26 protein-coding genes, 1 tRNA gene and 2 pseudogenes are annotated in these 26,883 nt (G+C 63.2%); 18 read left to right on the top strand and 11 right to left on the bottom strand.

The window, feature by feature from the left end:
* The first annotated feature begins 14 nt into the window (after positions 1–14).
* Together BMW90_RS09890 and dacB are read left to right on the top strand one after the other, a co-directional pair.
* On the top strand, positions 15–626 hold the full coding sequence (locus BMW90_RS09890) for a nicotinate-nucleotide adenylyltransferase (RefSeq protein ID WP_371398795.1): 612 nt from the start codon (positions 15–17) through the stop codon (positions 624–626).
* Between the two features lie 151 nt (positions 627–777).
* Positions 778–2,280, top strand: a complete 1,503-nt coding sequence (gene dacB / locus BMW90_RS09895; protein WP_074836401.1) for a D-alanyl-D-alanine carboxypeptidase/D-alanyl-D-alanine endopeptidase — start codon at positions 778–780, stop codon at positions 2,278–2,280.
* 6 nt (positions 2,281–2,286) lie between these two features.
* On the opposite strand, the gene BMW90_RS09900 is transcribed toward dacB, so the two are convergent.
* The gene (locus tag BMW90_RS09900) at positions 2,287–2,712 is read right to left on the bottom strand and encodes a tellurite resistance TerB family protein (RefSeq protein ID WP_048532619.1); all 426 of its coding nucleotides are present in this window, start codon (positions 2,710–2,712) and stop codon (positions 2,287–2,289) included.
* A 107-nt stretch (positions 2,713–2,819) separates the two neighbouring features.
* On the opposite strand from BMW90_RS09900, the gene BMW90_RS09905 reads away from it, so the two are divergent.
* The 3 genes from BMW90_RS09905 (at position 2,820) to BMW90_RS09915 (ending at position 7,395) form a co-directional block, all read left to right on the top strand.
* Positions 2,820–4,463 carry a lysine--tRNA ligase gene (locus BMW90_RS09905; protein WP_074836402.1) on the top strand — a complete coding sequence of 548 codons (1,644 nt, stop codon included), beginning with the start codon at positions 2,820–2,822 and terminating at the stop codon, positions 4,461–4,463.
* An 81-nt stretch (positions 4,464–4,544) separates the two neighbouring features.
* On the top strand, positions 4,545–4,961 hold the full coding sequence (locus BMW90_RS09910) for a DUF4864 domain-containing protein (RefSeq protein ID WP_074836404.1): 417 nt from the start codon (positions 4,545–4,547) through the stop codon (positions 4,959–4,961).
* 148 nt (positions 4,962–5,109) lie between these two features.
* A complete protein-coding gene (locus BMW90_RS09915) occupies positions 5,110–7,395 on the top strand; it encodes a glycosyl hydrolase family 28-related protein (protein ID WP_074836406.1) in 2,286 nt (761 codons plus the stop codon).
* Between the two features lie 31 nt (positions 7,396–7,426).
* Here BMW90_RS09915 and BMW90_RS09920 read toward each other — a convergent pair whose 3' ends face one another.
* Both BMW90_RS09920 and BMW90_RS09925 read right to left on the bottom strand, forming a co-directional pair.
* On the bottom strand, positions 7,427–8,887 hold the full coding sequence (locus BMW90_RS09920) for a hypothetical protein (RefSeq protein ID WP_074836409.1): 1,461 nt from the start codon (positions 8,885–8,887) through the stop codon (positions 7,427–7,429).
* 73 nt (positions 8,888–8,960) lie between these two features.
* Positions 8,961–9,623 (bottom strand): hypothetical protein, encoded by a 663-nt coding sequence (locus BMW90_RS09925; protein WP_074836410.1) that lies wholly within the window; start codon positions 9,621–9,623, stop codon positions 8,961–8,963.
* A 137-nt stretch (positions 9,624–9,760) separates the two neighbouring features.
* Here BMW90_RS09925 and BMW90_RS09930 point away from each other — a divergent pair, with 137 nt between their 5' ends.
* Both BMW90_RS09930 and BMW90_RS09935 read left to right on the top strand, forming a co-directional pair.
* Positions 9,761–10,603, top strand: a complete 843-nt coding sequence (locus BMW90_RS09930) for a DUF6206 family protein (protein ID WP_074836412.1) — start codon at positions 9,761–9,763, stop codon at positions 10,601–10,603.
* Between the two features lie 68 nt (positions 10,604–10,671).
* Entirely contained in the window at positions 10,672–10,992 is a 321-nt protein-coding gene (locus BMW90_RS09935) for an antibiotic biosynthesis monooxygenase family protein (protein ID WP_048532611.1), read from the top strand.
* A 20-nt stretch (positions 10,993–11,012) separates the two neighbouring features.
* Here BMW90_RS09935 and BMW90_RS09940 read toward each other — a convergent pair whose 3' ends face one another.
* Positions 11,013–11,393, bottom strand: a complete 381-nt coding sequence (locus BMW90_RS09940; protein ID WP_074836414.1) for a YbaN family protein — start codon at positions 11,391–11,393, stop codon at positions 11,013–11,015.
* 144 nt (positions 11,394–11,537) lie between these two features.
* Here BMW90_RS09940 and BMW90_RS09945 point away from each other — a divergent pair, with 144 nt between their 5' ends.
* The gene (locus BMW90_RS09945) at positions 11,538–11,813 is read left to right on the top strand and encodes a DUF5665 domain-containing protein (RefSeq protein ID WP_048532608.1); all 276 of its coding nucleotides are present in this window, start codon (positions 11,538–11,540) and stop codon (positions 11,811–11,813) included.
* Between the two features lie 30 nt (positions 11,814–11,843).
* Here the strand turns inward: BMW90_RS09945 and BMW90_RS09950 are convergent, their stop codons facing one another.
* From BMW90_RS09950 to BMW90_RS09960, 3 genes are all read right to left on the bottom strand, one after another.
* Positions 11,844–12,677 carry a 2OG-Fe(II) oxygenase gene (locus tag BMW90_RS09950; RefSeq protein WP_074836416.1) on the bottom strand — a complete coding sequence of 278 codons (834 nt, stop codon included), beginning with the start codon at positions 12,675–12,677 and terminating at the stop codon, positions 11,844–11,846.
* Positions 12,678–12,741: 64 nt separating this feature from the next.
* Positions 12,742–13,122 carry a VOC family protein gene (locus BMW90_RS09955; protein ID WP_074836417.1) on the bottom strand — a complete coding sequence of 127 codons (381 nt, stop codon included), beginning with the start codon at positions 13,120–13,122 and terminating at the stop codon, positions 12,742–12,744.
* A 119-nt stretch (positions 13,123–13,241) separates the two neighbouring features.
* Complete coding sequence (locus BMW90_RS09960; protein ID WP_048532604.1) at positions 13,242–13,427, bottom strand: PLDc N-terminal domain-containing protein; 186 nt, start codon at positions 13,425–13,427, stop codon at positions 13,242–13,244.
* Positions 13,428–13,600: 173 nt separating this feature from the next.
* Here BMW90_RS09960 and BMW90_RS09965 point away from each other — a divergent pair, with 173 nt between their 5' ends.
* Positions 13,601–13,888, top strand: a complete 288-nt coding sequence (locus tag BMW90_RS09965) for a hypothetical protein (protein ID WP_074836457.1) — start codon at positions 13,601–13,603, stop codon at positions 13,886–13,888.
* Between the two features lie 29 nt (positions 13,889–13,917).
* Here BMW90_RS09965 and uvrB read toward each other — a convergent pair whose 3' ends face one another.
* Positions 13,918–16,113, bottom strand: coding sequence for an excinuclease ABC subunit UvrB (gene uvrB / locus BMW90_RS09970; protein ID WP_074836419.1), 2,196 nt, complete (start codon positions 16,111–16,113; stop codon positions 13,918–13,920).
* Between the two features lie 540 nt (positions 16,114–16,653).
* On the opposite strand from uvrB, the gene BMW90_RS09975 reads away from it, so the two are divergent.
* From BMW90_RS09975 to BMW90_RS26330, 9 genes and pseudogenes are all read left to right on the top strand, one after another.
* Positions 16,654–16,965, top strand: coding sequence for an ETC complex I subunit (locus BMW90_RS09975; RefSeq protein WP_048532598.1), 312 nt, complete (start codon positions 16,654–16,656; stop codon positions 16,963–16,965).
* 332 nt (positions 16,966–17,297) lie between these two features.
* Positions 17,298–19,700: a hybrid sensor histidine kinase/response regulator gene (locus BMW90_RS09980; RefSeq protein ID WP_170850531.1), complete on the top strand. Its 2,403-nt coding sequence runs from the start codon at positions 17,298–17,300 to the stop codon at positions 19,698–19,700.
* Positions 19,701–19,983: 283 nt separating this feature from the next.
* Positions 19,984–20,919, top strand: coding sequence for an MYG1 family protein (locus tag BMW90_RS09985; RefSeq protein ID WP_074836423.1), 936 nt, complete (start codon positions 19,984–19,986; stop codon positions 20,917–20,919).
* Positions 20,916–21,389 (top strand): GNAT family N-acetyltransferase, encoded by a 474-nt coding sequence (locus BMW90_RS09990; protein WP_244526476.1) that lies wholly within the window; start codon positions 20,916–20,918, stop codon positions 21,387–21,389. The genes BMW90_RS09985 and BMW90_RS09990 overlap by 4 nt, the downstream gene beginning before the upstream one ends.
* A gap of 54 nt (positions 21,390–21,443) precedes the next feature.
* Positions 21,444–21,520 (top strand) — tRNA-Arg (locus BMW90_RS09995).
* A 508-nt stretch (positions 21,521–22,028) separates the two neighbouring features.
* On the top strand, positions 22,029–22,943 hold the full coding sequence (locus tag BMW90_RS10000; RefSeq protein WP_074836425.1) for an IS1595 family transposase: 915 nt from the start codon (positions 22,029–22,031) through the stop codon (positions 22,941–22,943).
* The gene (locus tag BMW90_RS26325; RefSeq protein WP_139211297.1) at positions 22,940–23,125 is read left to right on the top strand and encodes a hypothetical protein; all 186 of its coding nucleotides are present in this window, start codon (positions 22,940–22,942) and stop codon (positions 23,123–23,125) included. Before BMW90_RS10000 ends, BMW90_RS26325 begins: the two co-directional genes overlap by 4 nt.
* Before the next feature lie 448 nt (positions 23,126–23,573).
* Positions 23,574–24,053, top strand: a complete 480-nt coding sequence (locus BMW90_RS10005; protein WP_139211299.1) for a hypothetical protein — start codon at positions 23,574–23,576, stop codon at positions 24,051–24,053.
* Between the two features lie 742 nt (positions 24,054–24,795).
* A pseudogene (locus BMW90_RS26330) lies at positions 24,796–24,888 on the top strand (transposase); the annotation flags it as partial.
* A 114-nt stretch (positions 24,889–25,002) separates the two neighbouring features.
* On the opposite strand, the gene istB reads toward BMW90_RS26330, so the two are convergent.
* The 3 genes and pseudogenes from istB to BMW90_RS26875 all read right to left on the bottom strand — a co-directional run.
* Positions 25,003–25,767 carry an IS21-like element helper ATPase IstB gene (gene istB, locus BMW90_RS10020; RefSeq protein WP_074836431.1) on the bottom strand — a complete coding sequence of 255 codons (765 nt, stop codon included), beginning with the start codon at positions 25,765–25,767 and terminating at the stop codon, positions 25,003–25,005.
* A gap of 13 nt (positions 25,768–25,780) precedes the next feature.
* Positions 25,781–26,560 (bottom strand): annotated as a pseudogene (locus BMW90_RS10025) (Mu transposase domain-containing protein); the annotation flags it as partial.
* Between the two features lie 141 nt (positions 26,561–26,701).
* Positions 26,702–26,883: hypothetical protein (locus BMW90_RS26875; RefSeq protein ID WP_211568860.1), on the bottom strand; the 182-nt coding region annotated here is incomplete at its 5' end.

Consider the following 26,883-nt stretch of genomic DNA (forward strand, 5'->3'; position numbering starts at 1 on the left):
AGAGGACTGACGTGGTGACCCCTTTTCCGGCCCTGCGGCGCGGCCAGACCATCGGATTGCTGGGCGGGTCCTTCGATCCGCCGCACCAAGGCCATGTGCATATCACCCGCGAGGCGCTCCGGCGGTTCGGGCTGGATCGCGTGTGGTGGCTGCTCAGCCCCGGCAATCCGCTCAAGGCGCATGGGCCGGCGCCGCTGGACGAGCGCATGGCCGCCGCGCGGCGGATCATGCAGCATCCCAAGGTGGAGGTCAGCGATTACGAGGCACGGGCGGGAACCAGATATACCGCCGAAACGTTGGACGCGCTGAGACGGGATTACCGAGGTGTGAAATTCGTATGGCTGATGGGGGCCGACAACCTCGTGCAACTGCCGCAATGGCAGGATTGGCAGCGGATCGTCGAGACCGTGCCGATCGGCATTCTTGCCCGGCCCGGAGACCGCATCCGGGCGCGCAACTCCAAGGCCGCGCGGGTCTATGCCGGCGCCCGTATCCGTGGCCGGGAGTCGCGCAGGCTAGCCGAAGCCGAGGCCCCGGCGTGGTGTTTCGTCAATGTTCCGATGCGCGACGAAAGTTCCAGCGCGATCCGCGCCACCGGCAATTGGCGCAACGACGCGAAGCGGTGACGGCCGGGGCCGGGCAGAGGCACGGCCAAGTGGGGTGCGGTTGCCCGGTTCACGACGATGTGTCGGCAATCTGCGAGCGGACCGTCATAATGCCGGCATCGGTCGCCAACGCGCGCTTGTCTGTCATTCAGGGCTGAGGTTAAATCATCGCATGACGAAAGCATTTTCCAGACGCATGTTTCTTGGCGCGGCGCTCGGATTTGTCGCCACCGCCGCCCAGGCATCGCCACCCAGCCGGTCATTGCGGCCGGTGGCCCGGCCGGGCAGCACCAAGCCGATCGTCAAGACCTTTCCCAGCGCCGAACAGCTGGTCCGCGAGGCCAAGATCTCGGGCCAGGTGGGATATGCGGTGATGGATGTCGGCACCGGGCAGATGCAGGAAGAGGGCCAGGCCGATGTGGGCCTGCCACCGGCCAGCGTGGCCAAAGCGGTGACCGCGCTTTACGCGCTCGACGCTCTGGGCGAGGAGCACAGGTTTGCCACCACCGTCCATGCAAATGGCACGGTTTCCGACGGCGTGCTGTCCGGCGATCTGATCCTTGCGGGCGGCGGCGATCCGACGCTGGGCACCGACGAACTGGCTGATTTGGCCGCGGCGCTCGAGGCGGCCGGTATCCGCGAAGTGACCGGTGATTTCCTGGTCTGGGGCGGCTATTTGCCGTTTGCAGACAGGATCGATGTCGAACAGCCGGCGCATGTGGCCTATAGCCCGGCGATTTCCGGGCTGAACCTGAATTTCAACCGCGTGTATTTTCAATGGGTGCGGGCAGGCGATGGCTACGAAGTGAGCATGGACGCCCGCAGCGGTCGCCACAGGCCCGATGTTGCGGTCGCCCGGATGAGTGTCGAGGATCGCAGCACGCCGGTCTATACCTACGTCGACGAGGATGGCATTGATACCTGGACGGTCGCCCGCGGGGCGCTGGGCAAGGAGGGCGCACGCTGGTTGCCGGTGCGCAAGCCCGAGATCTACGCCGGTGAGGTGTTCCAGATCCTCGCGCGCAGCCACGGCATCGTTCTGAAGGCGCCGAAGGTGACGCGGGATGCGCCCGAGGGCGCCGCGCTGGCCGAGGTAACAAGTGCGCCGCTCACCGAGATCCTGCGTGACATGCTGGAGTATTCCACCAACCTCACCGCCGAGGTCGTGGGGCTTGCCGCCACCAAGGCGCTGGGCGTGGAGGCCGATGGCCTGGTGGCCTCGGCGCAGGCGATGACGCAGTGGCTGCGCGACGAATATGGCGTAAGCCCCGATGTCAGCCTGGTTGATCATTCCGGGTTGGGCGGGCAAAGCCGGATGACGGCGGCCGACATGGTGCTGACGCTGCGCGCGGCGCGCACTGCCGGGCCGCTGCGGTCGCTTCTGAAGCCGATCCCCCTGCGCAACGAGAAGCGCCAGATCATCGACGATCACCCGGTGGAGGTGGATGCCAAGACCGGCACGCTGAACTTTGTCTCGGCGCTGGCCGGCTATTCCACGGCGATTGACGGCAGCGAGCTGGCCTTTGCGATCTTTACTGCCGATACCGAACGGCGCGACGCGCTGACCATGGCGCAGCGCGAGCGGCCGGAAGGTGGACGCGCCTGGATCGCCCGATCGAGAAAGCTGCAACAAAGGCTGTTGCAGCGCTGGGGCCAGGCTTTCGTCAACAGCTAGGCGGGCTCAGAGTGTCATGTGCCGCGCCCGCGCGCCGCGTTCGATGGCCGCGGCGTGCAGCCGGTCGATGTTCAATTCGTAACGAATTTCTTCCAGCAGGCGCAGCTCGGCCTCGTGCAGCATGCCGTCGGCCGCGGCCACGTCGCAGGACAGCGCATAAGCGGTCTCGAACAGCCGTTCCGGCAAGTTTTCCCGGATCAGGCCGAACAGCGCGTCGAGTCCGTCTTCCTGTTCGAACAGGTCGAATACCGTGCGGGCCACGACATTCATCCGGTCGACGTCGTAATCGGCAAAGACCGGCAGATTGTTGACCGCGGTCTCGATCTTGACGAGCTGGGCAGTGTGGATGTTCTCATCCGAGGCCGAGATGGCGATCATCAGGCCGACAAGACAGTCCTGGGCGCTGAGCGAATGGGTGATTTCTTCCGACATTGGGGCCTCCTGTTGCAGTGCAGAATATTGACCCCGCGCGCCACCCGCAATAGGGAGAGGCGGCCTGTGCGCATGGGGCGCGCGGCCCTACCGGAGATGCCTGAACTATGTCTGACCTGCGCGATGCCGCCATGACCTCGAAAGCCTGGCCTTTTGAAGAAGCGCGCCGCGTGCTCAAACGCTATGAAAAGGCGCCGCCGGAAAAGGGCTATGTGCTGTTCGAGACCGGCTATGGCCCCTCGGGTCTGCCGCATATCGGCACCTTTGGCGAGGTGCTGCGGACGACGATGATCCGCCGCGCCTTCGAGGTGATTTCCGACATTCCGACGCGGCTGATCTGTTTTTCCGACGATCTCGACGGCATGCGCAAGGTGCCCGGCAACGTGCCCAGCCAGGAGGCGCTGGCCGAGCATCTGCAAAAGCCGCTGACCTCGGTGCCCGATCCCTTTGGCACGCATGATAGTTTCGGCGATCACAACAACGCCATGCTGCGCCGGTTTCTCGATACCTTCGGCTTCGAGTACGAGTTCTATTCGGCCACCGAGTTCTACCGCTCCGGCCAGTTCGACGAGGTTCTGCTGCGCGCCTGCGAACGCTATGACGACGTGATGAAGGTGATGCTGAAGAGCCTGCGCGAAGAGCGGCGGCAGACCTATTCGATTTTCCTGCCGATCCATCCCGAGACTGGCCGCGTGCTCTATGTGCCGATGAAACACGTGGATGCGGCCAAGGGTGAGATCACCTTTGACGACGAGGACGGGCGCGAGTGGACCCTTCCGGTCACCGGCGGCAATGTGAAATTGCAGTGGAAGCCCGATTTCGGCGCGCGCTGGGCGGCGCTGGGTGTCGATTTCGAGATGTATGGCAAGGACCATTCGACCAACACACCGATCTATGACGGCATCTGCCGCATTCTCGGCCAGCGCCCGCCCGAGCATTTTACCTATGAGCTGTTCCTCGACGATCAGGGGCAGAAGATCTCGAAATCTTCGGGCAACGGGATCTCGATCGACGAGTGGCTGACCTATGCCTCGACCGAGAGCTTGAGCTATTTCATGTATCTCAAGCCGAAGACCGCCAAGCGGCTGTATTTCGACGTGATCCCCAAGGCGGTGGACGAGTATCACCAGCAGCTGCGCGCCTATGCCATGCAGGATGCGGCGCAGCGGCTGAACAATCCGGTCTATCACATTCACGGCGGCGCGGTGCCGGCCTCGGATATGGTGGTTTCGTTCTCGATGCTCTTGAACCTGGCCAGCGCATCGAGTGCCGAGGACAAGGAAACGCTCTGGGGCTTCATCCGCAAATACGCCCCCGATGCCACCGCCGAGACCCATCCCGGCATGGATCAGGCGGCCGGTCACGCGGTGCGGTATTTCCAGGATTTCGTGAAGCCCGCCAAGGTGTTCCGCGCGCCCACCGATCAGGAACGGGCGGCGCTGGAGGACCTGGCGAAAGCGTTGCAGGACGGCGATTACGCCCGCGATCTGATTGCCCGCAAGAACGCCATCGTCGGCAAGGACGAGCCGCTGCCGGAGGCGGATTTCACCGACGAGGAGTTCCTGCAATCGATCGTCTTTGCGGTTGGCAAGGTGCATGAATTCGAGCCTCTGCGCGACTGGTTCAAGGCGATCTACGAGGTGCTTCTGGGTGCCTCGCAGGGGCCGCGGTTCGGCGGCTTTGTCGCGCTCTATGGCGTCGAAGAAACCGTCGCGCTGATCGACAAGGGCCTCAAGGGCGAGCTGGGCTGAGCCCTCTCGGGGCCGGCGCAGTTTGAAGCGCAGGCGTTTCGGACTATCTTTTGTGGATCAACCCCGCGAAAGGTGCCCGTCATGCTGCGTCACTGTCTTGCCGTTCTGGCTTTCGTTCTGGCCTTCGGACCTGCGCAAGCGCAGGAACCACAGCCCAGAAATCCCGAGATCGAGGCCGTGATTGGCGGCCAACTCGAGGCTTTCGAGGCGCAGGACATCGACCGCGCCTTTTCCTACGCCAGCCCGACGATCAAGGGCATGTTCGGCTCGCCCGAAGTCTTTGGCCTGATGGTGCGGCGCGGTTATCCGATGGTCTGGATGCCGGGCGAGGTGACCTACCTCGAACTCGCCGAGATCGGCGGCGCGCTCTGGCAGAGGGTCGAAATCATCGATCAGGCCGGACAGCGGCACTACCTCGGCTACCGGATGGTGCCCGGCGAGAGCGGCTGGAAGATCGGCGGCGTGCAGATCCTCGATGCGCCCGATATCGCGGTCTGACCACGCGGGGGCCGTTGCGCCGGCGGCGCACGGTGCTCTCAGCCGTCGTTAAGCCGCAGTTGATACCTCTCTTTCCCATCGGCGGGCGGCCTGCCTGCCCTGACGTGTGACATGCGCGACCTGGGCGCGATGTGGGAAAGGGACCATCATGAACAAAGCGATTACCGAGGGCGTGGTCTTCATGCCGACGGCCTTCGCCGCCGGGCTTGACGTCTGGTCGAGCGAGAACGGCCGGCCGGGCGATGACACCTATGCCAGCGCCGCCAATGCCGCCTTTGTGCCGTCGGATCAGGATTTCGGCGGCTGTCTCGAGATCCAGAAATCCGATTCGACGCAAAAGCTGCGCTACATGGGGCAGACGCCGATGCTGCCGGGCTGCTACCTGCGGGTCACGGCGCGGGTCAAGGCGATCTCGGGCAATCTGCCGAATGTGCGCATCGCGGGATATCCGGCGCTGTCGAACGGCAGCCAGGTGAGCGGGGTGATCGTGAGCGGGCCGGCGGTGACGCTGACCAATTACGGCGAGATCACCGAGGTTTCGGCCATCCTCGGGCCGGGCAACCGCACCGGCGTCGACATGATCTGGGGGACGGCACCGGTCTTTGCGCATCTCGGGCTTGACCTGACCGGGCCGAACGGCGGGCTGGTGCGGATCGACGATCTGGTGATCGAGGATGTCACCTCGGTCTTTCACGGCAAGCAGCTGGCCATGGTGGATGTGCGCGATTTCGGTGCCATCGGCGATGGCAACACCGATGACAGCGCCGCCTTCGAGGCGGCCGACGATGCGGCGGACGGGCGCGAGATCCTGGTCTCCGCCGGAAGCTATCGGCTGAACAACGACGTCACGATAAATTCGCGCATCCGCTTCGAGGGCACGGTCACCATGCCCGAGAGCGCGGTGCTGTCGCTGACCAAGGATTTCGACCTCGGCACCTACATAGACGCTTTCGGCAATGAGGAGCTGGGCTTCAAGAAGGCGTTTCAGTCGCTGCTCAACAACGCCGATCACGAAAGTCTCGACATGGGGGGGCGGCGGATTTCGATTTCCGAGCCGATCGACATGCAGGCCGCGGTGAACAACAAGGACACCTATGCCCAGCGCCGCCACATCGCCAATGGCCAGTTCTATGCCACCGGCGATGCCGTCTGGGAGCCGGATGTCTTTACCAGCCAGGCGACCTATTCCGCAGGTGATGACGACAAGCTGACCAATGTGGCCAATGTGGCCAATATTCCGGTCGGCGCGCTGATCACCGGCGCGGGCGTGGCGCGCGAAACCTATGTTCGATCCAAGAATGTCTCGGCCGGCGAGATCACCCTGTCGCAGCCGATGGGGGCGGCGACCGGAACCCAGACCCTGACCTTTACCCGGTTCAAATATCTGATCGATTTCAGCGGCTTCGAAAAGCTCACCAGCTTTTCCTTCTCGGACATCGAGTTCCAGTGCAACAACAAGGCCTCGGGCATCATGCTGGCCAAGACCGGCACGGTGTTCCAGGTGCGCGATTGTTTTTTTACCCGACCCAGGCAACGCGGTATCACCTCGATCGGCTATGGCTGCCAGGGGATGCTGGTCGACCGCTGCCAGTTCCTGTCGTCCGAGGGCAGCGAACCGGCGCAGAACCGGATCTCGATCGCGATCAATACCAATGCCAATGACGTCAAGCTGCGCAACAACCGCGCCAGCCAGTTCCGGCATTTCTGCATCCTCTCCGGCTCGAACGCGGTGGTGCAGGGCAATCACTTCTTTCAGGGCGACGGTCAGCCCAATGGCGTGCGCATGGCGGGGCTGGTGCTGGCATTGCGCTCGTGCAACACGACGGTGGTGGGCAATTACGTCGACAATTGCTTTATCGAATGGACCAACGAGCGCGAGGTGGCGCCGGATTTCGCCGGCGGGTTCGGTTTTGCCGGGCTGTCGATCACCAACAACGTCTTTCTCTGCGGCGAGGTGCTGCCTTCCTTTGCCTGGATCGTCGTCAAGCCATATGGCACCGGCCATTTCTTCAACGGCATCAACGTGACCGGCAACCTGTTTCGCGGCGTCGGCGCGGTGATTCAGCAGGCCGAAAAGGTGGACACCACCCATGCCGACATGAACTACGGCAACATGAAGAACGTCTATTTCACCGACAACACCTTCAACAACGTCTTCAAAACCACCGAGAATCCGGTCACCGTTTCGCATACCCAATCCTCGGCCGCCGCGACCTGGCAGATCTCGGGCGCGAGTGTGCTGGCATTCGGTGGCGAGGCGCGGGGGGTGGTGTCGGTGGTCGCCACCGACAAGATCGAGAACAGCGCCAATGTGGCGCAATGGGGTATGCCCTATACCAAGGTGCGGCAGGGCGCGGCCAATGACCGGATCGATCTGTTCTGGCAGACCGCCGTGCGCGGCAAGGTCAGCGTGACCATGCGGATGGACGTCTGACGCCGCCGCGCCCCCGACCGTGGCGGCCGCGCTACCGCACGCTGAGGTAGCGCGCCGACATCCAGCCGGCGGCGCCATCGGGCATCACCATGCGCCACCAGACGTCGTTGGAATTTCGGCAGTCGGCGGCGGCCTGGAAATCGGTGGCGCTGAGCCCGTCGCGGGTTGCGTGATCGCAGGCCGCGCGGCAGCTCTCGGAGGTGATAAGATAGGCGTCTTCGTCCCGGCTGACCGGGGCCACGAAACTGCCCTTGGGCGCCTCGGCGACGATCTCGGCGCTGAAGTTGGGTTCGGTGCGCAGGGTGGCGAATTCGTTGACGTTGACCACCTGATAACGCTCGGCGGCCGGGGCGCAGAGCGCATTGGCGGCGGCGGGCGGAAGCTCTTCTCCGTCGCCGGCCAGATCGGTCAGCTTGGAGGCGCCGGGAAAGATCACGATCGGTTCGAAGAAGGTGAAGGGGCCGGTGGCCTGTTCGGTCAGCCGTTCGATCTCGGCGGCGGTGGGCGGGGCGTCGTTGGGCGCCTCGCTCTGGCCGTTCCAGGCCGCCTGTTGCAACACCCGGGCCGAAACGCCGCCGGTGCCGGAGCGCGGTTGAAACCAGCGCACCTCGCAGACCGTCCAGTAGAGCTCGCCCTCGGCCCGATAGCCGGTCAGCCAGGCGCCGCGCCGCGCGCCGGTGGCGGCGGGGGCAAGCATCATGCCGGCGGTGGCCTGGAACACCCGGGTGCTTTCGGGGCGGTCAAAGTGGTCGGGGCGCATCTCGGGGCCGATCCGTTCGCAGATCTCGCGCAGCTGGTCCTGGCTCATCTGGTCGGGCAGGGGGCGCAGGCCCTCGACGCGGATGCCGGCATCGATGCTGCGCGCCACGGTGTCGACATGCAGGTAGTCGCCTGGCACGGAAAACACGGCAAGCGCGAAATCGCGGCTGATGCTGAGGATGTTGAGGCTGCCGAAAATCGCTGCCGTGGCCTGCTGTGCCTGTTGAAACGCCAGTTGCACGGCGTCTTCGGTCAAGCCGTCGTCGGGCAGTTCCAGCCCCGGCGCCCGAAAGCCCAGCCTGGCCGCGGCATGGATCGAGCGGTCGAGGGCACGCACCACCCCGCCTTCGAAACTGGCGCGGGTGCCGCCGAGAAAGGCCAGCGCACAGGGGCCGAGACAGCTTTCGCCCTCGGCCACATGGCTGGAAATGCCGGTGTGGCGCAGGTATTCGGCGATCTCGACCGCTTCGATGAAATCGCCGCCGGCGCTGTTGAAACAGAGCCGGGGCGCGGCGTCGAAATATTGGGCGCCTTCCGAGCCGCCCGGCAGGAGCCGCGCGATCCGCGCGCTGTCGCCTGGCTCGATCGGGCCGGTGGCGCGGGCATTGCAGCCTTCGGGGTCGGCGTTGACCAGCCGGAGCTGCAAGGCCGCGGCCGGGCCGACAAGGGTGAGCCAGAGGCCAAGGGCCGCAATGAGCGGGACGAGCGAGCGCAGACAGGAGGACTGGGGCATGAGGCGTATCCATTCTGGCAGGTCGTGCCAGTCTAACCAATTGGCGCCACATGGCAATTCCCAGTGTGATCGGTCAGAACTCGCGCCAGAGGCCGATTTTCACGCCGGGCAGGGCCGGGGTCCGAAGATCGAACAGCAGCCCGCCCTGGATCTTGGCCCGCCGGCCGACCGGGATGACGATGCTGGGGGCAAGGCTGGTGTAGGGCGTGTCGCTGACCTGGGTGTGAAAGACCTGCGCCATGGCCTGAAGGCCGTCGGCAAAGGTCAGCCCTGCGGTGACATCCAGCTTGCTCTGGCGCAGATGTTCGGCGCCGGGCCCCTCGGCCCGCACCAGCCGGGTGTCGAGGCCGAACCAGCCGGAATTCGGCCCGAGCGTGAACCCGCGGCCGTAACCGAAGCCGATGGCGCTGTAATTCAGATCGTCGACCCGCCCGAGACTGGCCTCGAGCGACAGATAGGTTCCCTGGCGGCTGAGCACCGGCGCCCGGACAAAGACCCGGTAATCGGGATCGGAGCCGACGCTATGGCCGATATCGAGCCCGAGGGTGAGCGAACGGGTCAGCCCGTATTCCATGTAGAGATTGTTGAAGATCGACAGCTCGCCCGGGCGGCGCGCGACCTCCAAGTCGCTGATCTCGGTCGAAGTGGCCAGAAACCAGCTGCCCTTGTCCCGTGGCCAGGCCCCCGCCGTGGCCATGCCGGCCAGCATCATGAAAATGGCGGCCAGACGAAACATCGATGATCCTCGCGCGTCACGCTCCCCGCCGATCAGAGTGCAGGAGCATGGTAAACATGCGGTTAATGCCGCCCTGACGCTGCTGGCCAAGGGGCGGTGGCTACGCTATCACGCGGGGGCACATGGCAGGGTGACACATGACCGATTTGACCGAACTGGCCCGGCTGATCCGCGACGACAGCGCGTCGCGCGGACAGCCGATCTCGAAACTGGGCTATTTCTGCGCGCCGTTCCGGCCCACGCAGGGGCCCTTTTCCGACCGGGTGATCAAGGTCTATCGCGGATCGACCGACCCGGCGCTGATGGCGCGGCTGGCCACGTGTCACGCCGATTATGTCGCCGCGCTGCACAAGACCGGCGTGCCGGTGCCGGAAACCGAGTTTCACCTGCTGCCCGAGGGCGATCTCGAGGTGCCGGTGATCGTGCAGGAGGCGCTGCCGGCCGAGAGCATGATGCGGCCGCAGATGCAGGCCGCGCCGCGCGATGCGGCGCTCGAGTTGATGGAGGCGGCGGGGCAGGTCATCGCCCGGTTCTGGAACAATGCCGACCAGTTCGAGACCCGCATCGGTTTTCACCCCTCGATCCGCAATTTCGCGGTTGCCGGGGGTCAGGCCAGCTTTTTCGACACCTTTCCGCCGCTGATCCATTATTCCCGTCCCGAGATGGGCCGCATGCTGCTGATCTTTTCGGAAAGCGCGCTGATGCGCAGGGTGGGGCCTCTGCTGCGCGGCCGCGTCACCGGCATTCAGGACGAATGGTATTTGCCGCCCGAAACGCTGGTCGGCCTGGTCGGTTCGGCCTGCCGCCTGCGCCCCGAGCATGGCGAGGCCTTTCTCGCCTGGGGCCGGGATTTCATGACCCGCGAAATGCCGCGCTGGGCCGACGAGGCACTGCCGCATCTGCAACGGCCGCCACGGCTGCCGGGCTATTGGACCGGAATGCGCAAGGTCTTGGGGTTGCAGGGCGAACCCAACGTCTGAATTCGGCGTCAATGGGGCTTTGACTGGCCGCAGCCGCGTGGCAGGGTGGAACCAGAGGAGGAGTTCCCATGCCCGAGATCAAAGCCGACGCCAAGCTTCAGACCGTGATCACCACCTTCGAGATGACCCCCGGCACCTGTCAGGATCTGCTCGATGCGTTGCAGGACGCCTACGAGAATTTCATCTCGAAGCAGCCCGGCTTTGTCGCCGCCGGCCTGCATGTGAACGACGCGCAGACCCGGATTGCCAATTACTCCCAATGGCAGAACCGCGAGGATTTCCTTGCCATGCTGCGCTCTGACGAGATGCGCCAGCGCAACCGCCAGATCCACGACCTCTGCCGCAGCTTCGAGCCGGTGATGTACGACGTTGCGGCAACCTTCGGCTGAGGGTCGCTCCTCACGTTGGCTCAGCCGATCGGCGGCGTCGGCCGGGTGACGATGAAAAGCGCGGCACCGGCGAGCACCACGGCCTGCAATGTCACCAGCCAGGCGCTGAGGCCGAGGACCAGCCCGGCCAGGAGCACCACCCCCATGGTCGAGACGGCCAGCACCTTGGCGCGCTGTGAAATCGCGCGGTAATCGCGCCAGTTGAGGATCGGCGGGCCGAGCGTGGGATGTTCGACCAGCCAGGCGTGCAGCCGGGGCGACGAACGGGCAAAGCAGAAGGCCGCGAGCAGCAGGAACACGGTGGTCGGCAGCAGCGGCAGGAAAATCCCCAATACGCCAAGCGCGATGGCCAGGCATCCGAGCGCGGTCCAGAACAGACGAAGCAAAAGGGCAATCTTCATGCGGCGCAAGCTAGCACGCCGGTCGCGAATTGCCCGCAGGAATGATGCGCTGCGCAGGATTTTAGCCCGTGTTCCGCCGCGTGACGCGGGAAAAATACGGCGTGGCACTGGCGAAAGCCCGGTCGGCGGGCTAGCTTGCGCCACATGTCAGATGATCTCGTCAGTGAAATCAGAGCCTTGCGCCGGGAAGTTGAAAAGCTCAACGGCCACCGTTTCTTTCGCATTCATGACAAGTTCTGGACCATGCTCTGGCATTCGCTGGCGCGGGGGCTGATGATGGGGCTCGGCACCGTCGTCGGCGCGACATTGCTGTTGTCGGTGCTGATCTGGACGCTGAGCCAGATCGAGTTCATCCCGATCATCGGCGAATGGGCGCGGCAGGTCATCGATATCGTGCAAGAGGTCGGCGACGGCAACTGACGCCGGCCGTCGCGGCGGAGCGGGCTGCGCTCAGAACCCCAGCCGCCGCAAGGGGCCGATCACCCGGCGGAACAGGATCGGCGGCAGCATGTCCTGCAACAGTTCGAGCCGGCGCACTTCGCGGTCGGCCTGGTCATGGGTGCCGGGGCGGGGGCGGAACAGCGTGGTATGGCTGCGTTTTGTGTGGTCCCAGGTGGCGGTGTAGTAATACAGCGCCAGCGACATGCGCGGCTCTCCGCGCGGGTGATTGACCGTTTCGGGATTGCCGTGCCAGGTGTCGGACCCGGTATTGAAACAACACATCCGGTTGTATTCCGGCACATAGCTTTCGACTTTCCGGCTCATGTCCTCGTTCCAGATTTCGAAGGAGCCGCCGTATTCGGCTTTCCAGTCCTTGTTCAGATAGATCAGGATATTCAGCCGCCGTTCCAGATTGAGCTTGGAATTGTGATTGAAGTCGGCATGGATATCGAGATGCCCGCCGTTGGCCACCACATGCACCCCGCCGCCCGAGAAATAGGGGTCTGGGATCAGGCCGTTGATGCCGGTCAACTCTTCGAGATAGCGCACGAAGGGGCGGGAGTTGAGGGCGTAGAACAGCTGTCGCGTATAGGGCGGCAGACGCTCGGGCAGGTAAGAGGTCTTGAGCTTTTCCTGCGGGCGATTGAAGCTGTCTTCGGCCTCGGGCAGGGTCTTGAGCTCGGCGATCACCCGGTCCAGCACCTCTTCGGGCAGAAAATCGGTAAAGCTGCCATGCGGATAGGGTTTGCGGGTGCGATAGCTCTCTGACGCCGCTTTGCCCGCGGCCTGCGCCGCCTTGGCATCAATGGACAATGTGTCTGGATCGATCGAAATGACAGCCATGAAAATATCCTCGCAAACTTGCTGGTCCGACTAACAGGGGATTTGGGCAGAATTAAGGATCGGTTTACGGGGTTTCGGCAGAGGTATCGAAATCGATATGGATGTGATTGCCGTCCGGGTCATGCAGGTTGATCTGGGTGACCGGGATGCCGGGCACCGGGTCGATGCTGTGGGCAATGCCCCGCTCGGTCAGCAACCTGGTGAAGCGGTCCATGCCCTGCGCCCGAAAGGCGAAATGCTCGAGGCCAAGATCATCACCAGGGTCGGGCGGTGCCGTCTTGCCGACGAGATGGACCACGGCCCGGTCGCCGAGGTAGAGCCAGGCGCCGGGAAAGGAAAAGGGCGGACGTTTGCCGGGATGCAGGCCGAGGATCTCGCCATACCAAGCGATCATCTCGTCGAGATTGGCGGTGCGGATGTTGACGTGATCAAAGGCGGTGAGCATGGCGGCGGGGCCCCTGTGCTGTTGCGGCTGCTGGTCTGGCTCACCATAGGCGCGGCACTGGGGGTTGCAAAGCGGAACGGGGCCGAAACCGGCCCCGTGTGCGATCAATGGTCAGCCGTTCAGACGTGTGCGGCGCGGCCCTTGGGGCCGAACAGCAGCCAGGCGAGGAAGCCCAGCACCGGCAGGATCAGGATGACCAGCGTCCAGACCACCTTGGCGCCGGTCGACGCGGCGGACGTGAGGGTTTTGTAAATGGCGTAGAGGTCTGCAATCAGGATGATGAGACCAAAAATTCCATATTCCATGGGATGTCTCCGGGGTTGTTGCTGTCTCGGTCGGTACGGGCAGGTAACGTCAACCAGTTCGAAATTGTTCCCGCAGGAGTTGGGCCGTCGGTGTGACCGAGGTAACAGCCGTCGTGCGCGGAATGTGGTATAATGATGCCTTGGGCCAGAAGGGCCCGGACATGGGGGGAGAGATGTACGCACGTATCACGCCATACAAGATGAAACCCGGATCCCGCGAGGCGGCTACGGCCAAGATGAACGAGTTGAAGGCAGAGATTCTTGGCCTGCCCGGCATGCAGCATTTCATGAGCGCGATGAACGAGGACGGCAGCGGCTATATCGTGGCGACCGTGACCGACAAGGCGACCTCGGAGTCCAACGCGGAACGAGTCAAGGCGATCTGGGCGAATTTCGCCGAGTTCCTCGAAGAGATGCCGGTGCCGCAGGGCTTTGACGTGGTTGCGGAGTGGCGGCCATAGGGCAGGCAGTGCCGCCCGCCCCGCCAGGCCTACCGCTTGCGCCGTTGCACATTGCCGCCGCGTTGCCCAGGGCGACCGGCGGTGCTGCGCCCCTTCGACTTGACCGCCGCCTCTGACGCTTTCTCGACCGCCTGCTGGCGCGCCAGAGGGTCGTCGTGGACCGCGAGGTCGACCGCTTCGAGCCGCTTGATCTCGTCGCGCAGCCGCGCCGCCTCTTCGAACTCCAGGTTCTCGGCCGCCTTGCGCATGTCGGTCCTGAGCCCGTCGAGCACCGCCTGAAGGTTGGAGCCGGCCAGCCCCTGGTCGATGGTCGCGGTCACCCGGTTCATGTCGACATCGCCTTTGTAGAGCCCTTGCAGCACGTCCTCGACGTTCTTTTTCACCGTCTCGGGCGTTATGCCGTGTTCCTCGTTGTAGGCGATCTGCTTGGCACGACGGCGGTCGGTCTCGGTCAGCGCCCGCTCCATCGAGCCAGTGATCCGGTCGGCATACATGATCACCCGGCCTTCGGCGTTGCGCGCGGCGCGGCCGATGGTCTGGATCAGCGAGGTTTCCGAGCGCAGAAAGCCCTCCTTGTCGGCGTCCAGAATGGCGACTAGCCCGCATTCCGGGATGTCGAGCCCCTCGCGCAGCAGGTTGATGCCGATCAGAACGTCGAAGGCGCCGAGCCGCAGGTCGCGCAGGATCTCGATGCGTTCCAGCGTGTCGATGTCGGAATGCATGTAGCGCACCTTGATGCCCTGTTCATGCATGTATTCCGTCAGATCCTCGGCCATGCGCTTGGTCAGCGTGGTGCAGAGCGTGCGGAAGCCGTCCGCCGTGACCTTGCGCACCTCGTCGAGCAGGTCGTCGACCTGCATCTCGACCGGCCGGATCTCGACCTGCGGATCAAGCAGGCCGGTGGGGCGGATCACCTGTTCGGTAAAGACGCCGCCGGTCTGCTCCAGCTCCCAGGCGGCGGGGGTCGCGCTGACAAAGACCGACTGCGGCCGCATCGCATCCCATTCCTCGAACTTCAGCGGCCGGTTGTCCATGCAGGACGGCAGGCGGAAGCCGTGTTCGGCGAGCGTGAACTTGCGCCGATAGTCGCCCCGGTACATGCCGCCGATCTGCGGCACGCTGACGTGGCTTTCATCGGCAAACACAATCGCGTTGTCCGGGATGAATTCAAACAGGGTGGGGGGCGGCTCGCCCGGCGCGCGGCCGGTCAGATAGCGCGAGTAGTTCTCGATGCCGTTGCAGACGCCGGTGGCTTCCAGCATTTCCAGATCGAAGTTGGTGCGCTGCTCCAGCCGCTGTGCCTCGAGCAGCTTGCCTTCGCCGACCAGCTGATCGAGCCGCATCCGCAGCTCTTTCTTGATGCCGATGATCGCCTGCTGCATCGTCGGGCGCGGGGTGACGTAGTGGCTGTTGGCGTAGATGCGGATCTGGTCGAACGTATCGGTCTTTTCGCCGGTCAGGGGATCGAATTCGGTGATCGCCTCCAGTTCCTCGCCAAAGAATGACAGCCGCCAGGCTCGGGTGTCGAGGTGCGCCGGCCAGACCTCGAGCACATCGCCGCGCACCCGAAAGGAGCCTCGCGCAAACCCGGCGTCGTTGCGGCGATATTGCTGCGCCACCAGGTCGGCCATGATCTCGCGTTGATTGTAGTCGTGCCCAGCCTTGAGATCCTGGGTCATGGCGCCATAGGTCTCGACCGAACCAATGCCGTAGATGCAGCTCACCGAGGCGACGATGATCACGTCGTCGCGTTCCAGAAGCGCCCGCGTGGCCGAGTGGCGCATCCGGTCGATCTGTTCGTTGATCTGGCTTTCCTTCTCGATATAGGTGTCGGACCGGGCGACATAGGCCTCGGGCTGGTAGTAATCGTAATAGCTGACGAAATATTCGACCGCATTTTCGGGGAAGAACCCCTTGAACTCGCCATAAAGCTGGGCCGCCAGCGTCTTGTTGGGGGCCAGGATGATCGCCGGGCGCTGGGTCTCTTCGATGACCTTGGCCATGGTAAAGGTCTTGCCGGTGCCGGTCGCGCCCAGCAGCACCTGATCCCGGTCGCCGTCGCGCAGCCCCTGGCTCAACTCGACAATGGCGGTGGGCTGGTCGCCGGCCGGATCGAATTCGGTGTTCATCACGAAGGTCTTGCCGCCTTCGAGCTTGTCGCGCGTCTTGAAGTCGGGGGCCGGCGCGCTGAGGATCGGCATCGCTTCGGGCGAGTTGTTGTACATGGCTAGGGCTCCTTGCCCGCTAAATGTGCGACCTTGCCCGGCCAATGCAAGACCTGCTCCGCGCGCTGTTGGCGGAGCGGCCGGAAATTGTTAGACGAGAACGGCGGAGATCCGCGGCCGATTCTCGTCCGACCGGATACGCGAAATCACGTCAAAGCAGTTTGATATTGCTCGGATTTTTAGTCTAACGAAATTTGTTGTCAGCGGTCGGCCTGAGTTGTCTCAGCGATTCCATGGGTTTACGGAGACACTGCACAGTCCTGTGTCGGCGTGATGAATTTTGCGCCGGCAAAAATCGTTGCCAAGCCCGTTTCGGCGATTGTACCCTGAAATGGCAAGCAGCAGGCTTGGCTGTCGAATGTGTTGCACCTACCCACCCCTCGCTCCCCGCGACACGAACGACAGCCAAGCTGTGCTTGGCCGCCAATCCGAACAATCAGGATCGAGCCGCTGGCAGGGGCGATGCCTTTCGGGCAGTCTATACGCTTGAAACGGGGCGCGGAATTGCCGATAACCGGCGAAACACCCGGAGGCACATCCATGCGCGCACGAATTTACCAACCGGCCCGGAACGCGATGCAATCGGGCGTGGCCAAGACCCGTCAATGGGTTCTGGAATTTGCGCCGTCCTCGCCGCGCGAGGTCGATCCGCTGATGGGCTGGACCTCGTCCGAGGATACCCAGGCGCAGGTGCGGCTGAAATTCGACAGCAAGGAAGCGGCGTTGGAATATGCCCGCGACCACGGCATCGAAACCACGGTGATCGACCCCAAGCGGCGCCAGCCCAACATCCGCCCGCGCGGCTATGCCGAGAATTTCGCGGTCAACCGCCGCGGCCCCTGGACTCATTGAGCCTGTAAGAGACATCTGAGTTTTTCCCGGGCTCTGCATAAAGGGCGCCCCGCCGGCCGCAGCGGGGCGGGCGAAACAGGTGCCGGGACCGTCCGGATCGGACAATCCCGCCTTTCGCTCACCGCAGTTCGGGGATGCGCTCGCACCGCGCCTGATGCGCTGCGGCCGGAGGCGGCGCCTTGGATGCGGACCTATACTTTAGAGAGCCGCATCTGCTCGAATGCGCAAATGAGCCAGCGGATTGGGTGTCATAGTATGCACCTATGACCCCACATTGTTCCTTCTCCCAAATTCGCTGGCGCTCGCTCGTCGTTGCAACATTGGCCAGCCTGATGCTGCTTGCTTCGATTGCCGCGCTGATCACGCTGTACGTGCGCGAGCACGAACAGTCGCATGACTTCAATGCCGAGGCGCTGGCATACGGCGAACTCATGGCCACCCGGTCGGCCATCGAATCCGCGCTCTACAAGCGCCTCAGCTTGCCTATCGCGCTCAAGGCCTTCGTCAAGTCGCACCCGGATTTCACCGCAGCGGATTTCGAAAGCTTCGCCCAAGGCCTCACCGATTCCGTGCCCGGCGTCATGAGCCTTCAGCTCGCGCCCGATGCCGTCGTCACCTATCTCACCGATATCGAACGCAACCGGGCCGCGATTGGCCATGATCTGATCGCCGACGAGGCCCGCCGGCCCGCCGTGCTGCGGGCCATCGAAAACCGCAAGTTCATCGTGGCCGGACCGCTGACGCTCAAGCAGGGCGGCCGGGCAATCATCGCCCGCTTGCCGATCTTTATCGAAGGCTTCAAGAGCCGGACCGGCTTTGACGAGTTCTGGGGGTTTGCCACGATACTGATCGATGTCGATGCCCTGTTCTCCGAGGCGGGGATGGCAGAGATCGACCACCGGGTGAAACTCGCGATCCGCGGCGTCGACGGCCTCGGGGCCGAGGGGGCCGTGATCGTCGGCGATGCCGGTGTCTTCGACACGGCAACCACCTATGCCGAGGTCATCCTGCCCAATGGAAGCTGGCAATTGGCGGCGGCGCCGAACCAGGAAGCCTTTGCCCACGATCACTCCGGGCTCTACCTTGCCGCCGCCTTGGGCTCGATCTTCTTCGTGACCTTGACCTGGGTGCTGGTCTACCGCCAGGGCAGCCGCGAGCTTCTGAATGCGAAGGAACAGGCCGAAGCCGCGAGCAAGCTCAAATCCGACTTCATTGCCGTGATGAGCCACGAGATGCGGACGCCGCTGAACGGCATCCTTGGCGCCGTTGACCTGCTGCGCAGCACCGCCCTCACAAGCGAGCAGTCGAAATATGCCCATACCGCCAGCACCGCAGGTGAACATCTGCTGCGCCAGATCAATGACGTGCTCGACGTCAGCCGGGCGGAAACCGGCACGCTGCGGATCGAAAGCAGTGCGATCGACATTCGCGATATCGTGAGCAGCGCCCTGCTGGTGACGAGCTCGGCGGCCGAGGCCAAGAGCCTGACGATCGAGAGCAAGCTGTCGCTTCCCGACCATGCCGTTCTGGGCGATCCGCATCGCATCCGGCAAGTTCTCGTCAACCTGATCGGCAATGCGGTGAAATTCACGGACGCCGGAAGGATCACCGTGCAGGCCACCACCCGCACCAATGCCAAAGGCATGGCCGAGGTCGAGTTCAGCGTCGTCGACACCGGCATCGGGATTTCCCGCGACCAACAGGCGATCGTGTTTGACGATTTCGTCACGCTTGAAACCGGCTATGCCCGCAATTCCGATGGCTCCGGCCTTGGCCTGGCAATCTCGCGGCGCATCGTCAATGCGATGGGTGGTGACATCGGGGTCGAAAGCGCGCTTGGCGTCGGCAGCCGGTTCTGGTTCACGATCCCGCTGCGCCGGGCCGAGGAAACGCCCACAGCCAAGCCGGACGCGACGGGCACCCCGCATCCCCATGACGGCACCAACCCTCCGGCGATGGCCGCTGTCGTCCCACTCGAGATCCTTCTGGTGGAGGACAATGAAACCAACCGCATGGTCGCGCGTGAGCTGCTTGGTCTCGCTGGTCATGTCGTCAAGGAAGCCCGCGATGGTCAGGTAGGCGTCGACATGGCGCTGGAGCGGAAGTTCGACCTGATCCTGATGGATGTCAGCATGCCAAGAAAGGACGGCATTCAGGCCACCCAGGACATCCGTGAGTTGGAGGGGCCCAACCGCGAAACGCCGATTGTCGGGCTGACCGCGCATGCCATGCCGGGCGAGCGGGCCCGGTTCCGCGCCGCCGGCATGAATGTCTGCCTGTCCAAGCCGATCCGGGTGCACCAGCTGCACGAGGCGGTCGCGCAGAACCAGATCGCCCCGTCTGCGCGTGCGGCCGCCGAGCGGACAGCCCCGCAGCAGGCCGTCGATTTCCAAGTGCTGGACGATCTCGCGAACGTGCTGCCGGCGGCGGCGTTCAAATCCACGCTCGAGCGGGTCTGCGCCGAGATTGAGGAATCGATCCCGACCCTGATCGAACGCGGCCGGAACGGCGACTCCGACGCTCTGGGGCGGCAGGCGCATCGGCTCGCCGGCTCGGCCGCGCTGATTGGCGCCACACAACTTCGGGGGCTGCTCGCCGAAATCGAGGTGTCGGCCAAGACCGGCGGCGAGAAACTGGCCGAGATCGCGGAAAGCCGCCTTGTCGCGGTGGCCGGCGAAACCGCCGAGATCCTGTCGCGCCGCGCGGCGGCCCCGACCGCCGCCGTGCGCCCGTGATCGAGGGCGTGCTCCATCGGCAGGCGGGCGCTCTCACCGACAGGTCGAAACCGGCCTGATCGCGCCCGACCGCCGCAGAGAGACAGCCCGCCCCGGCGGGCTGTCTTGGCATGTTTGGGGCAGATCGCGGGGGGCGTCCCGACTTTCCGGGGATTTCCGCTCGCATTTTCCCGCTGTCCCAAATAACCCTCGCAAGCAAGCGTGTGACGTGAGCCGATTTAGGACGCTATGGCCCGGATCGCCCGCGTCGCGACCGATCAATTCCCGGCAGGAGCCGCCCCTGATGACCATCACCCATCTCGTCACCCATTCCGGCGGCTTTCATGCCGACGAGCTTCTGTCCACCGTCGTGCTTGGCCGCCTGTTTCCCGAGGCGCGGCTGGTGCGGTCGCGCGATGCCGGTTGGATCACACCCGGGGCGGGCCGAATCATCTATGACGTGGGCCGGGTCTATGACCCAGAGGCGCGGGTCTTCGATCACCACCAGAAGCCGGTTCCGCTGCGCGAAGATGGCCAACCCTACAGCTCATTCGGGCTGATCTGGCAACATTACGGCCGCGACTACCTGCGCGCCTGCGAGGTGCCGGAGGCCGATATCGAGGACATTCACCAGAGCTTTGACCGGAGTTTTGTCCTGCCGGTCGACCTGATGGATAATGGCGCGCTGGAGCCTTCGGTCGCCGGGCCGCTGGCCGGGATGACGCTGCCGGTGCTGCTGGAGACGCTGAAGCCGGTGTTTGACGCCCGCGGCGAGGATGCCGACGACCGCGCCTTTGCCGAAGCGCTGCCGGTCGCCCGCGCCTTTGTCGAGGCGGCGATCCGCGGCAAGGCGGCCAAGCGCCGGGCCGAGGCGCTGGTGATGCAGGCCATCGCCGCGGCCGGCGCCGGGCGCGTGCTTGAGCTGCCCATGGGGATGCCGTTCCGGTCCGCGATAGAGAAGGCAGGGGCCGATCACCTGCTGTTCGTGGTGCATCCGCGCGGCGATGACTGGGCGATGACCACGATTCGAAAGTCCGGTGACAGTTTCGAGAGCCGCGCCGATCTTCCGGCGGCCTGGGCCGGCCTGACCGATGCGGCGCTGGAGACCGCAAGCGGCGTCACCGGCGCCAGGTTCTGCCACAACGCCCGCTTCATTGCCGTGGCCGCCACCCGGGAGGCGGTGCTGGCGATGGCGGATCTGGCGGTCGCCGCGGCGATCGAGACCGAGAGCGTTGGTTGATCCTGCACGGCGACATCACGGTTGGCGCCGCCAAGGCGGAGGAGGCGGATGTCGCGGCCTTGCTGATGCGGCATCATGCGATGATGCGGGCACAAAGCCCGGAAGAGAGCTGCCATGTGCAGACCCTGACCGAATTGACCCGCGATGCGGCGCAGGTTCTTGCCTGCCGGCGCGGCGGGCTGCTTCTGGGGGTGGGAGCCTTCAAGCCGCTGGATGCCGCTCATGCCGAGCTCAAATCCATGCATGTCATTTCCGAGGCGCGCGGGCAGGGCGCCGGCCGCGCACTGCTGTTGGCGCTGCTCGAGGCGGCGCGCCAGGCGGGTCATCGGCGGATCAGCCTCGAGACCGGCAGCGCACCGGAATTTACCGCCGCCCGTGGGCTTTATGCCGCCCAGGGTTTCACGCCATGCCCGCCGTTCGGCGGTTATGTCGACGATCCCCTCAGCCTTTACATGACGCGGGCGCTGTAGCGGCCCGTCGGCTCTTGCCCCGCAGGCGAAGTTCCGGCAGATACGGGGGGCAGCGGTCCCTTAGCTCAACTGGATAGAGCAGCTGACTTCTAATCAGCAGGTTGAGGGTTCGAGTCCTTCAGGGATCGCCATTTATTGCCCATGTTGCCAACTAACGAAAAGTGTGCGCAAAAGGCGGGTTTTTCGTGCGCACCCTTGTCAAGAGCAAGTTTTCCTTAGGGCAGAGGTTACTCGCAAGCCCAAGGCGGAGCATGATTTCTCCGATGAAATACAGGACGTTCGCGAAGTTTAGCATCGCATGGCTGTCGAGGAACGCGACTTGCGATGGTAAGGTGTCCTGACGGGTTCGTTTTCGGTGAGTGTGTAGGGTGCCGGTAGCAGAGCGGTTCTGCAAAATTTCGGTGGCCGTTCCGTAGAAAGCGGCCGAGGCGGTGTGGAGGCTCGCTGCCGGGGACGGCCTGCCTTGAGTTACCCTAAGACGCAGTTTAGCGAAATGATCGCTCACTGCTGCGGAGGCTCACTCGACCTTCGTCATGAGCCAACTTTGAGCTGAAGAGAGAGACAAATTTGGGGGCCTATATACGTGCTTGACCCAACGCTGATTTGAGCCTATATTGGTGTCAGACAGGAGATGACGCCATGCTCGCCAAGTTTGAAAGCCTCTACGATCTGTTCGAAGCCTTCCCCGATGAACAGTCGTGCCTCGACCATCTGCGGGCAATCCGCTGGCGTGACGGTGAGTTCTGCCCGCACTGCGACGGTGAACGCATCTATCATTTCTCGGACCGCAAGACTTTCAAGTGCGGGGACTGCCGCAAGCGCTTTTCGATCAAAGTAGGAACGATTTTTCATGACACGAAACTGCCGCTTCGCAAGTGGTTCATGGCCATTTGGCTGATTACCAATCACAAGAAAGGTGTCGCATCAACTACGCTTGCGCGTGACCTCAAAATCACCCAAAAAAGCGCGTGGCACGTCCTGCATCGCCTGCGCCACGCGGCCCGCACTCAATCGTTCAATGCGCCTCTAGATGGCTTCGTTGAAAGCGATGAAACGTATGTGGGCGGCAAAGAGAAGAACAAACACGCCAACAGGCGCCAGCCCGGGTCACAAGGCGGCGCGAATAAATCTGTCGTGCTCGGGGTTCTCAAGCGCGACGGCGAGCTTCGCGCGGAAGTCGTAAAGGATACAACGGCCAAAACAGTGCAGGGTGTGGTGCGTGAGAATGTGAAACCCGGTTCTATCCTGTTCACTGATGAGCACCGTTCGTATCAAGGGCTGGCGAAAGACTATGGGCACTTCACGGTCAACCACAGCGCGGGTGAATACGTGGTCGCAGATGTGATCCACAGTAACTCAATCGAGAGTGTCTGGGCGCTGCTGAAACGCCAAATCATCGGTATTCACCACTACGTATCCCCCAATCACCTGTCCAAGTACGTGGATGAAATGACGTGGCGCTTTAATCGGCGTGACATGGACCCCTGCGACCGTATGAATGATGTTTTCACCTGCATTGAAGGCCGGTTGCCTTGGAAGGTGCTGACGGCATGACAAGCGACAAGCGTAAGACTGAACCGCCGCTGTATCTGGATATGGATTTTGAGGAAACCCTTTCGCGGTTCGCCAGGGTGAAGCCCGATGAAGTCAGGGAAAGCATAGAGCGGTCAAAACAGAAAAAGCCGCCGGGGGAAAAGCCCGCCCGGCGGCGACCCAAAAAGGAAGGATCAAGTTAGTTGGCACTTCCCCGCTTGCAGCTTAGGTGCACGCCAGATATTGTGCGGGACGTTACCCGCAGCACCGCCAGTAGCCCGACACGTTCTCGACCTTGCCGAAGCGAAGGCGCGTATGCGGTCGGACGTAATGGCAACAGCGCTCGGCCATTGTCATACTCCTTATGACAGGCCTTGAAATGATGCAGGAATTGGCGTAAGTTTCCCCCGATTGAGGGAGACAATTCCTGCATCACGGGACGCATACGGCCACGGATAGGCGTCGTCCCGAACCGGAACCGGCCCTGCTTTGGTGCGTCAACACCTCGGCAGGGCCGTTCTACGCTCCGACCCTTCACGTCTAAACCATATCCCGAATGCGCGATCTCTTCAAGCATTTGTATCCAGTGAATGGACACGCGCGTGCCGCCGGTGTATGCTGCCCTCAGTGAACATTCGGAGATCGCACGTCATGCCCGATAACGCGTTGGAAAAAGCCGAGAATTTGAAGTTTGAAATGGCTGAGCGCATCACCGCGCTTGAGGCCGATCTGACAGAAGCTCGCGCCGAATTGGCGCGGGCCGAGCGATTCATTTCCGAATACCACGCCTTCATGTCTGGTGATACGCCGCCCGAATCCTTGGAGGAAGAATCGCCCGAGGTGGTAACGCCAGCACGGAAGCGCCCGCGAAATCCGCCGAAAGAAAAGGTCGCTGAATTGTCTGTGGAGATCATTCGTGAGCGCGGCGAGCCTATTCCGCGTGACGACTTGTACGAAGCGCTTGACGAGCGCGGTCTGCACATCGAAGGGAAAGACCCGCGAATGGTGCTGAGCACGATGCTGTGGCGTCAGCCAGAGACAGTGGTTCGTTTGAAGCGTGGGGGATACTGGCCCGCAAATGATCCGCTGCCGGAGGGCGAAGAACTCGCAGCGCGCGCGGCTTCTGAGTGAGCCGCGCGATCATCTTGGGTCACGCAGGTATATAGGGCCCCAAATTTGTGATTATAAGTTTTGAGGAAATGATCGTTCGATGTATTGACGACGATGCCAAAAACAATATCCGTGAAGCAATTCGCTGCTACGAAACCGGCGCCTATCGTGCAGCCATCGTGTCGGCATATGTGAGTGTTTGCTTTGATCTAATATCGAAAATTAGAGGGCTGGCATTCGATGGCGATATTGAAGCCAACACCCTTGCGGACAAATTGGATAAGTTGCAAGAGCAACAGCGACTTGGAAACACTCAAGCAATTAAAGGCTTGCTCGAATTTGAACGCAACCTTCTCGAGAACTTTCGCGATAGGTTCGATTTTTTTGGCCACCAAGAATTCGAGGAGTTGAGTCGCTTGCGTGCTGACCGAAATCGGTGCGCGCACCCAACGTTTTTTCATGGAGCTCAGCCCTACTCGCCGCCGGCAGAACTGGCACGACTGCACATTAGATCAGCGCTGAGCTATGTTCTGTCGCAGCCAGCACGACAAGGCAAGGCAGCGCTGGACAACCTTAGAACTGTAATTGTATCGCCTTATTTCCCAGACGATCTTGATGATGCAGTCGTGCGTTTGCGCGGAACTGAAATTGGGAATGCCCGAGAACCACTAATCCGTGCGTTCGTAGATGACCTCGTATTTGGCTGGCCGGATGCGAGTAATCCCCTCTATCAGCACGACAATGCGCTTGTTGCTATCGAGGCAAGCACGGCATGTCGGAAGGCACTTTTTACAACTGGAAAGCCAAGTTCGGCGGCATGACGGTGTCAGAGGCCAAGCGGCTGAAGACGCTCGAGGTGCGCATTCCAGAGAAGTTGGGCGGTCATTCCACGTGATCGTGGGCAGCGATTCCACGGCATCGTGGGCACCCATTCCATGAACTTGGGCAGGTGACCGACCTGGTCATGGGATCAAGCTTGCCCAACTTGGTCAAGCGGTTTTGTGGTGCTCATTTTTCGTCGCATGCTTTCTCCGGTCAGGGTGAGGCGGTGGGCGTTGTGGACCAGGCGGTCGAGGATGGCGTCGGCGAGGGTCGGGTCGCCGATGGCCTCGTGCCATTGGTCGACCGGCAACTGGCTTGTGACGATGGTGGAGCCGCGGCCCTGCCGGTCCTCGAGAATTTCCAGGAGATCACGGCGTTCGGTGGCGGTCAGCACCGACAGGCCCCAGTCGTCCAGGATCAAGACCTCGGTGCGCTCGATGGATTTCAGAACGCGGGCGAGCCGACCGTCGCCACGGGCGATGGCCAATGCCTGGAAGAGCCGGGGAACGCGGTGATACATGACCCGGCGGTCATCGCGGCAGGCCTTGTGGCCGAGCGCGCAGGCAATCCAACTTTTCCCCAGGCCTGTTGGCCCAGTGATCAGCAAATTCTCGCGCCGGTCGATCCAGCCGCCGTCGATGAGGTGCGCCATGACCGATTTGTCGATGCCGCGCGGGCTGCGCATGTCGATATCCTCGACGCATGCAGCCTGCCGAAGCGCCGCGAACCGCAGCCGTGTCGCCAGCTTCTTGGCACTGCGCTCGGTCGCCTCTCGATCCACGAGCAGGCCCAGTCGCTCTTCAAAGCTGAGGTTTTCGAACGTGGCCCCGGCGCGGCGCTGTTCGTCCAGCGCCTTGGCCATGCCGGTGAAGCCGAGGGCCTCGAGCCGGTCGGATGTGGGATGTGTCAGCAAGGGGTTCTCCTTCTCAGTGGTAATAATTCTGACCCCGGATGTTGGGGTGCTGCAGGGGAAGTTCTTCGGTTTCGGGCTCCAGAAAGGCCCGATCGAGGCCCGTCTTCAGGATCGACCGGATCGAGGACACCGACCGCGCCTTGATCGTCACGCCCCGGCGACAGGCCGCGTCGAGGCGTTCCGGCTCAAAGCTCTTGGCCAGCGACAGAACGCCCAGGCAGGTGCGGAACCCCTGTTCCGGGTGGGGCCGATCCTCCATGACGATCTGGCAAAACGCGGCGACGGATGGCCCCAGCTTTTCGGCGCTGGCCAGGATGCGCGCCGGGGTCCATTCGGCATAGCGGCGGTGAGAGGACGGCATGTGGTCAGGCACCGTCACATGGCTGCGCCGCCCGGGATTGCGGGCGTGGCTGGCCACGCGCTTGCCGCGATGGAAGATTTCCACCGTGGTCCGGGTAAGGCGGAGATCGACCTTCTGCCGGATCAGACCGAAGGGCACCGAATACCAGCACCCGTCCGCCTCGATATGATAATCCGGCGCGACACGGGCCCGTTTCCAGCGGGCAAAGACGTAGGGGGCCGCCGGCAGCGGCAGCAGGTTCGGGCGATCCAGCGTGGCAAAGAGATCGGCGCGGCTGGCCCCGTAGTCGCGCATGATCCGCGTGTTCAGATCGTCGAGCAAGGGCCGGATCGCCGCGTTCAACTCAGCCAGAGAGAAGAACCGCCGGTTCCGCAGCCGCGCCAGGATCCAGCGCTGCGAGACCTGAACGGCGACCTCGACCTTCGCCTTATCCGGCATGATAGAATCGGCGCTTCGAAACCCTGCCAGTCTGTGCAGATCGGAGATAGGGTAGCACCATCCGGGATTTGGGGCGCCGGGAGCACGAAAGTGCGGGCAGACCGAGCTTGAGACATGGGCTGCGAGCCCGAAGCTTTATCTGGTCGCCCCTGCGGCTTGCCCGGATGTGCCGAGAGCACGGATCTGTAGTTGCCGCGTGCCCGCCTGCTCCCACGACGTGAATGCTTTTGAAGTGGAGGGAGTATGCGGATCATAGGAATGGACATTCATCGGGACTTTGCCGAAGTGGTGGCGCTGGAAGGTACCGCGCTGACCCA

Source organism: Marinovum algicola, assembly GCF_900109145.1.
GTDB lineage: Bacteria > Pseudomonadota > Alphaproteobacteria > Rhodobacterales > Rhodobacteraceae > Marinovum > Marinovum algicola.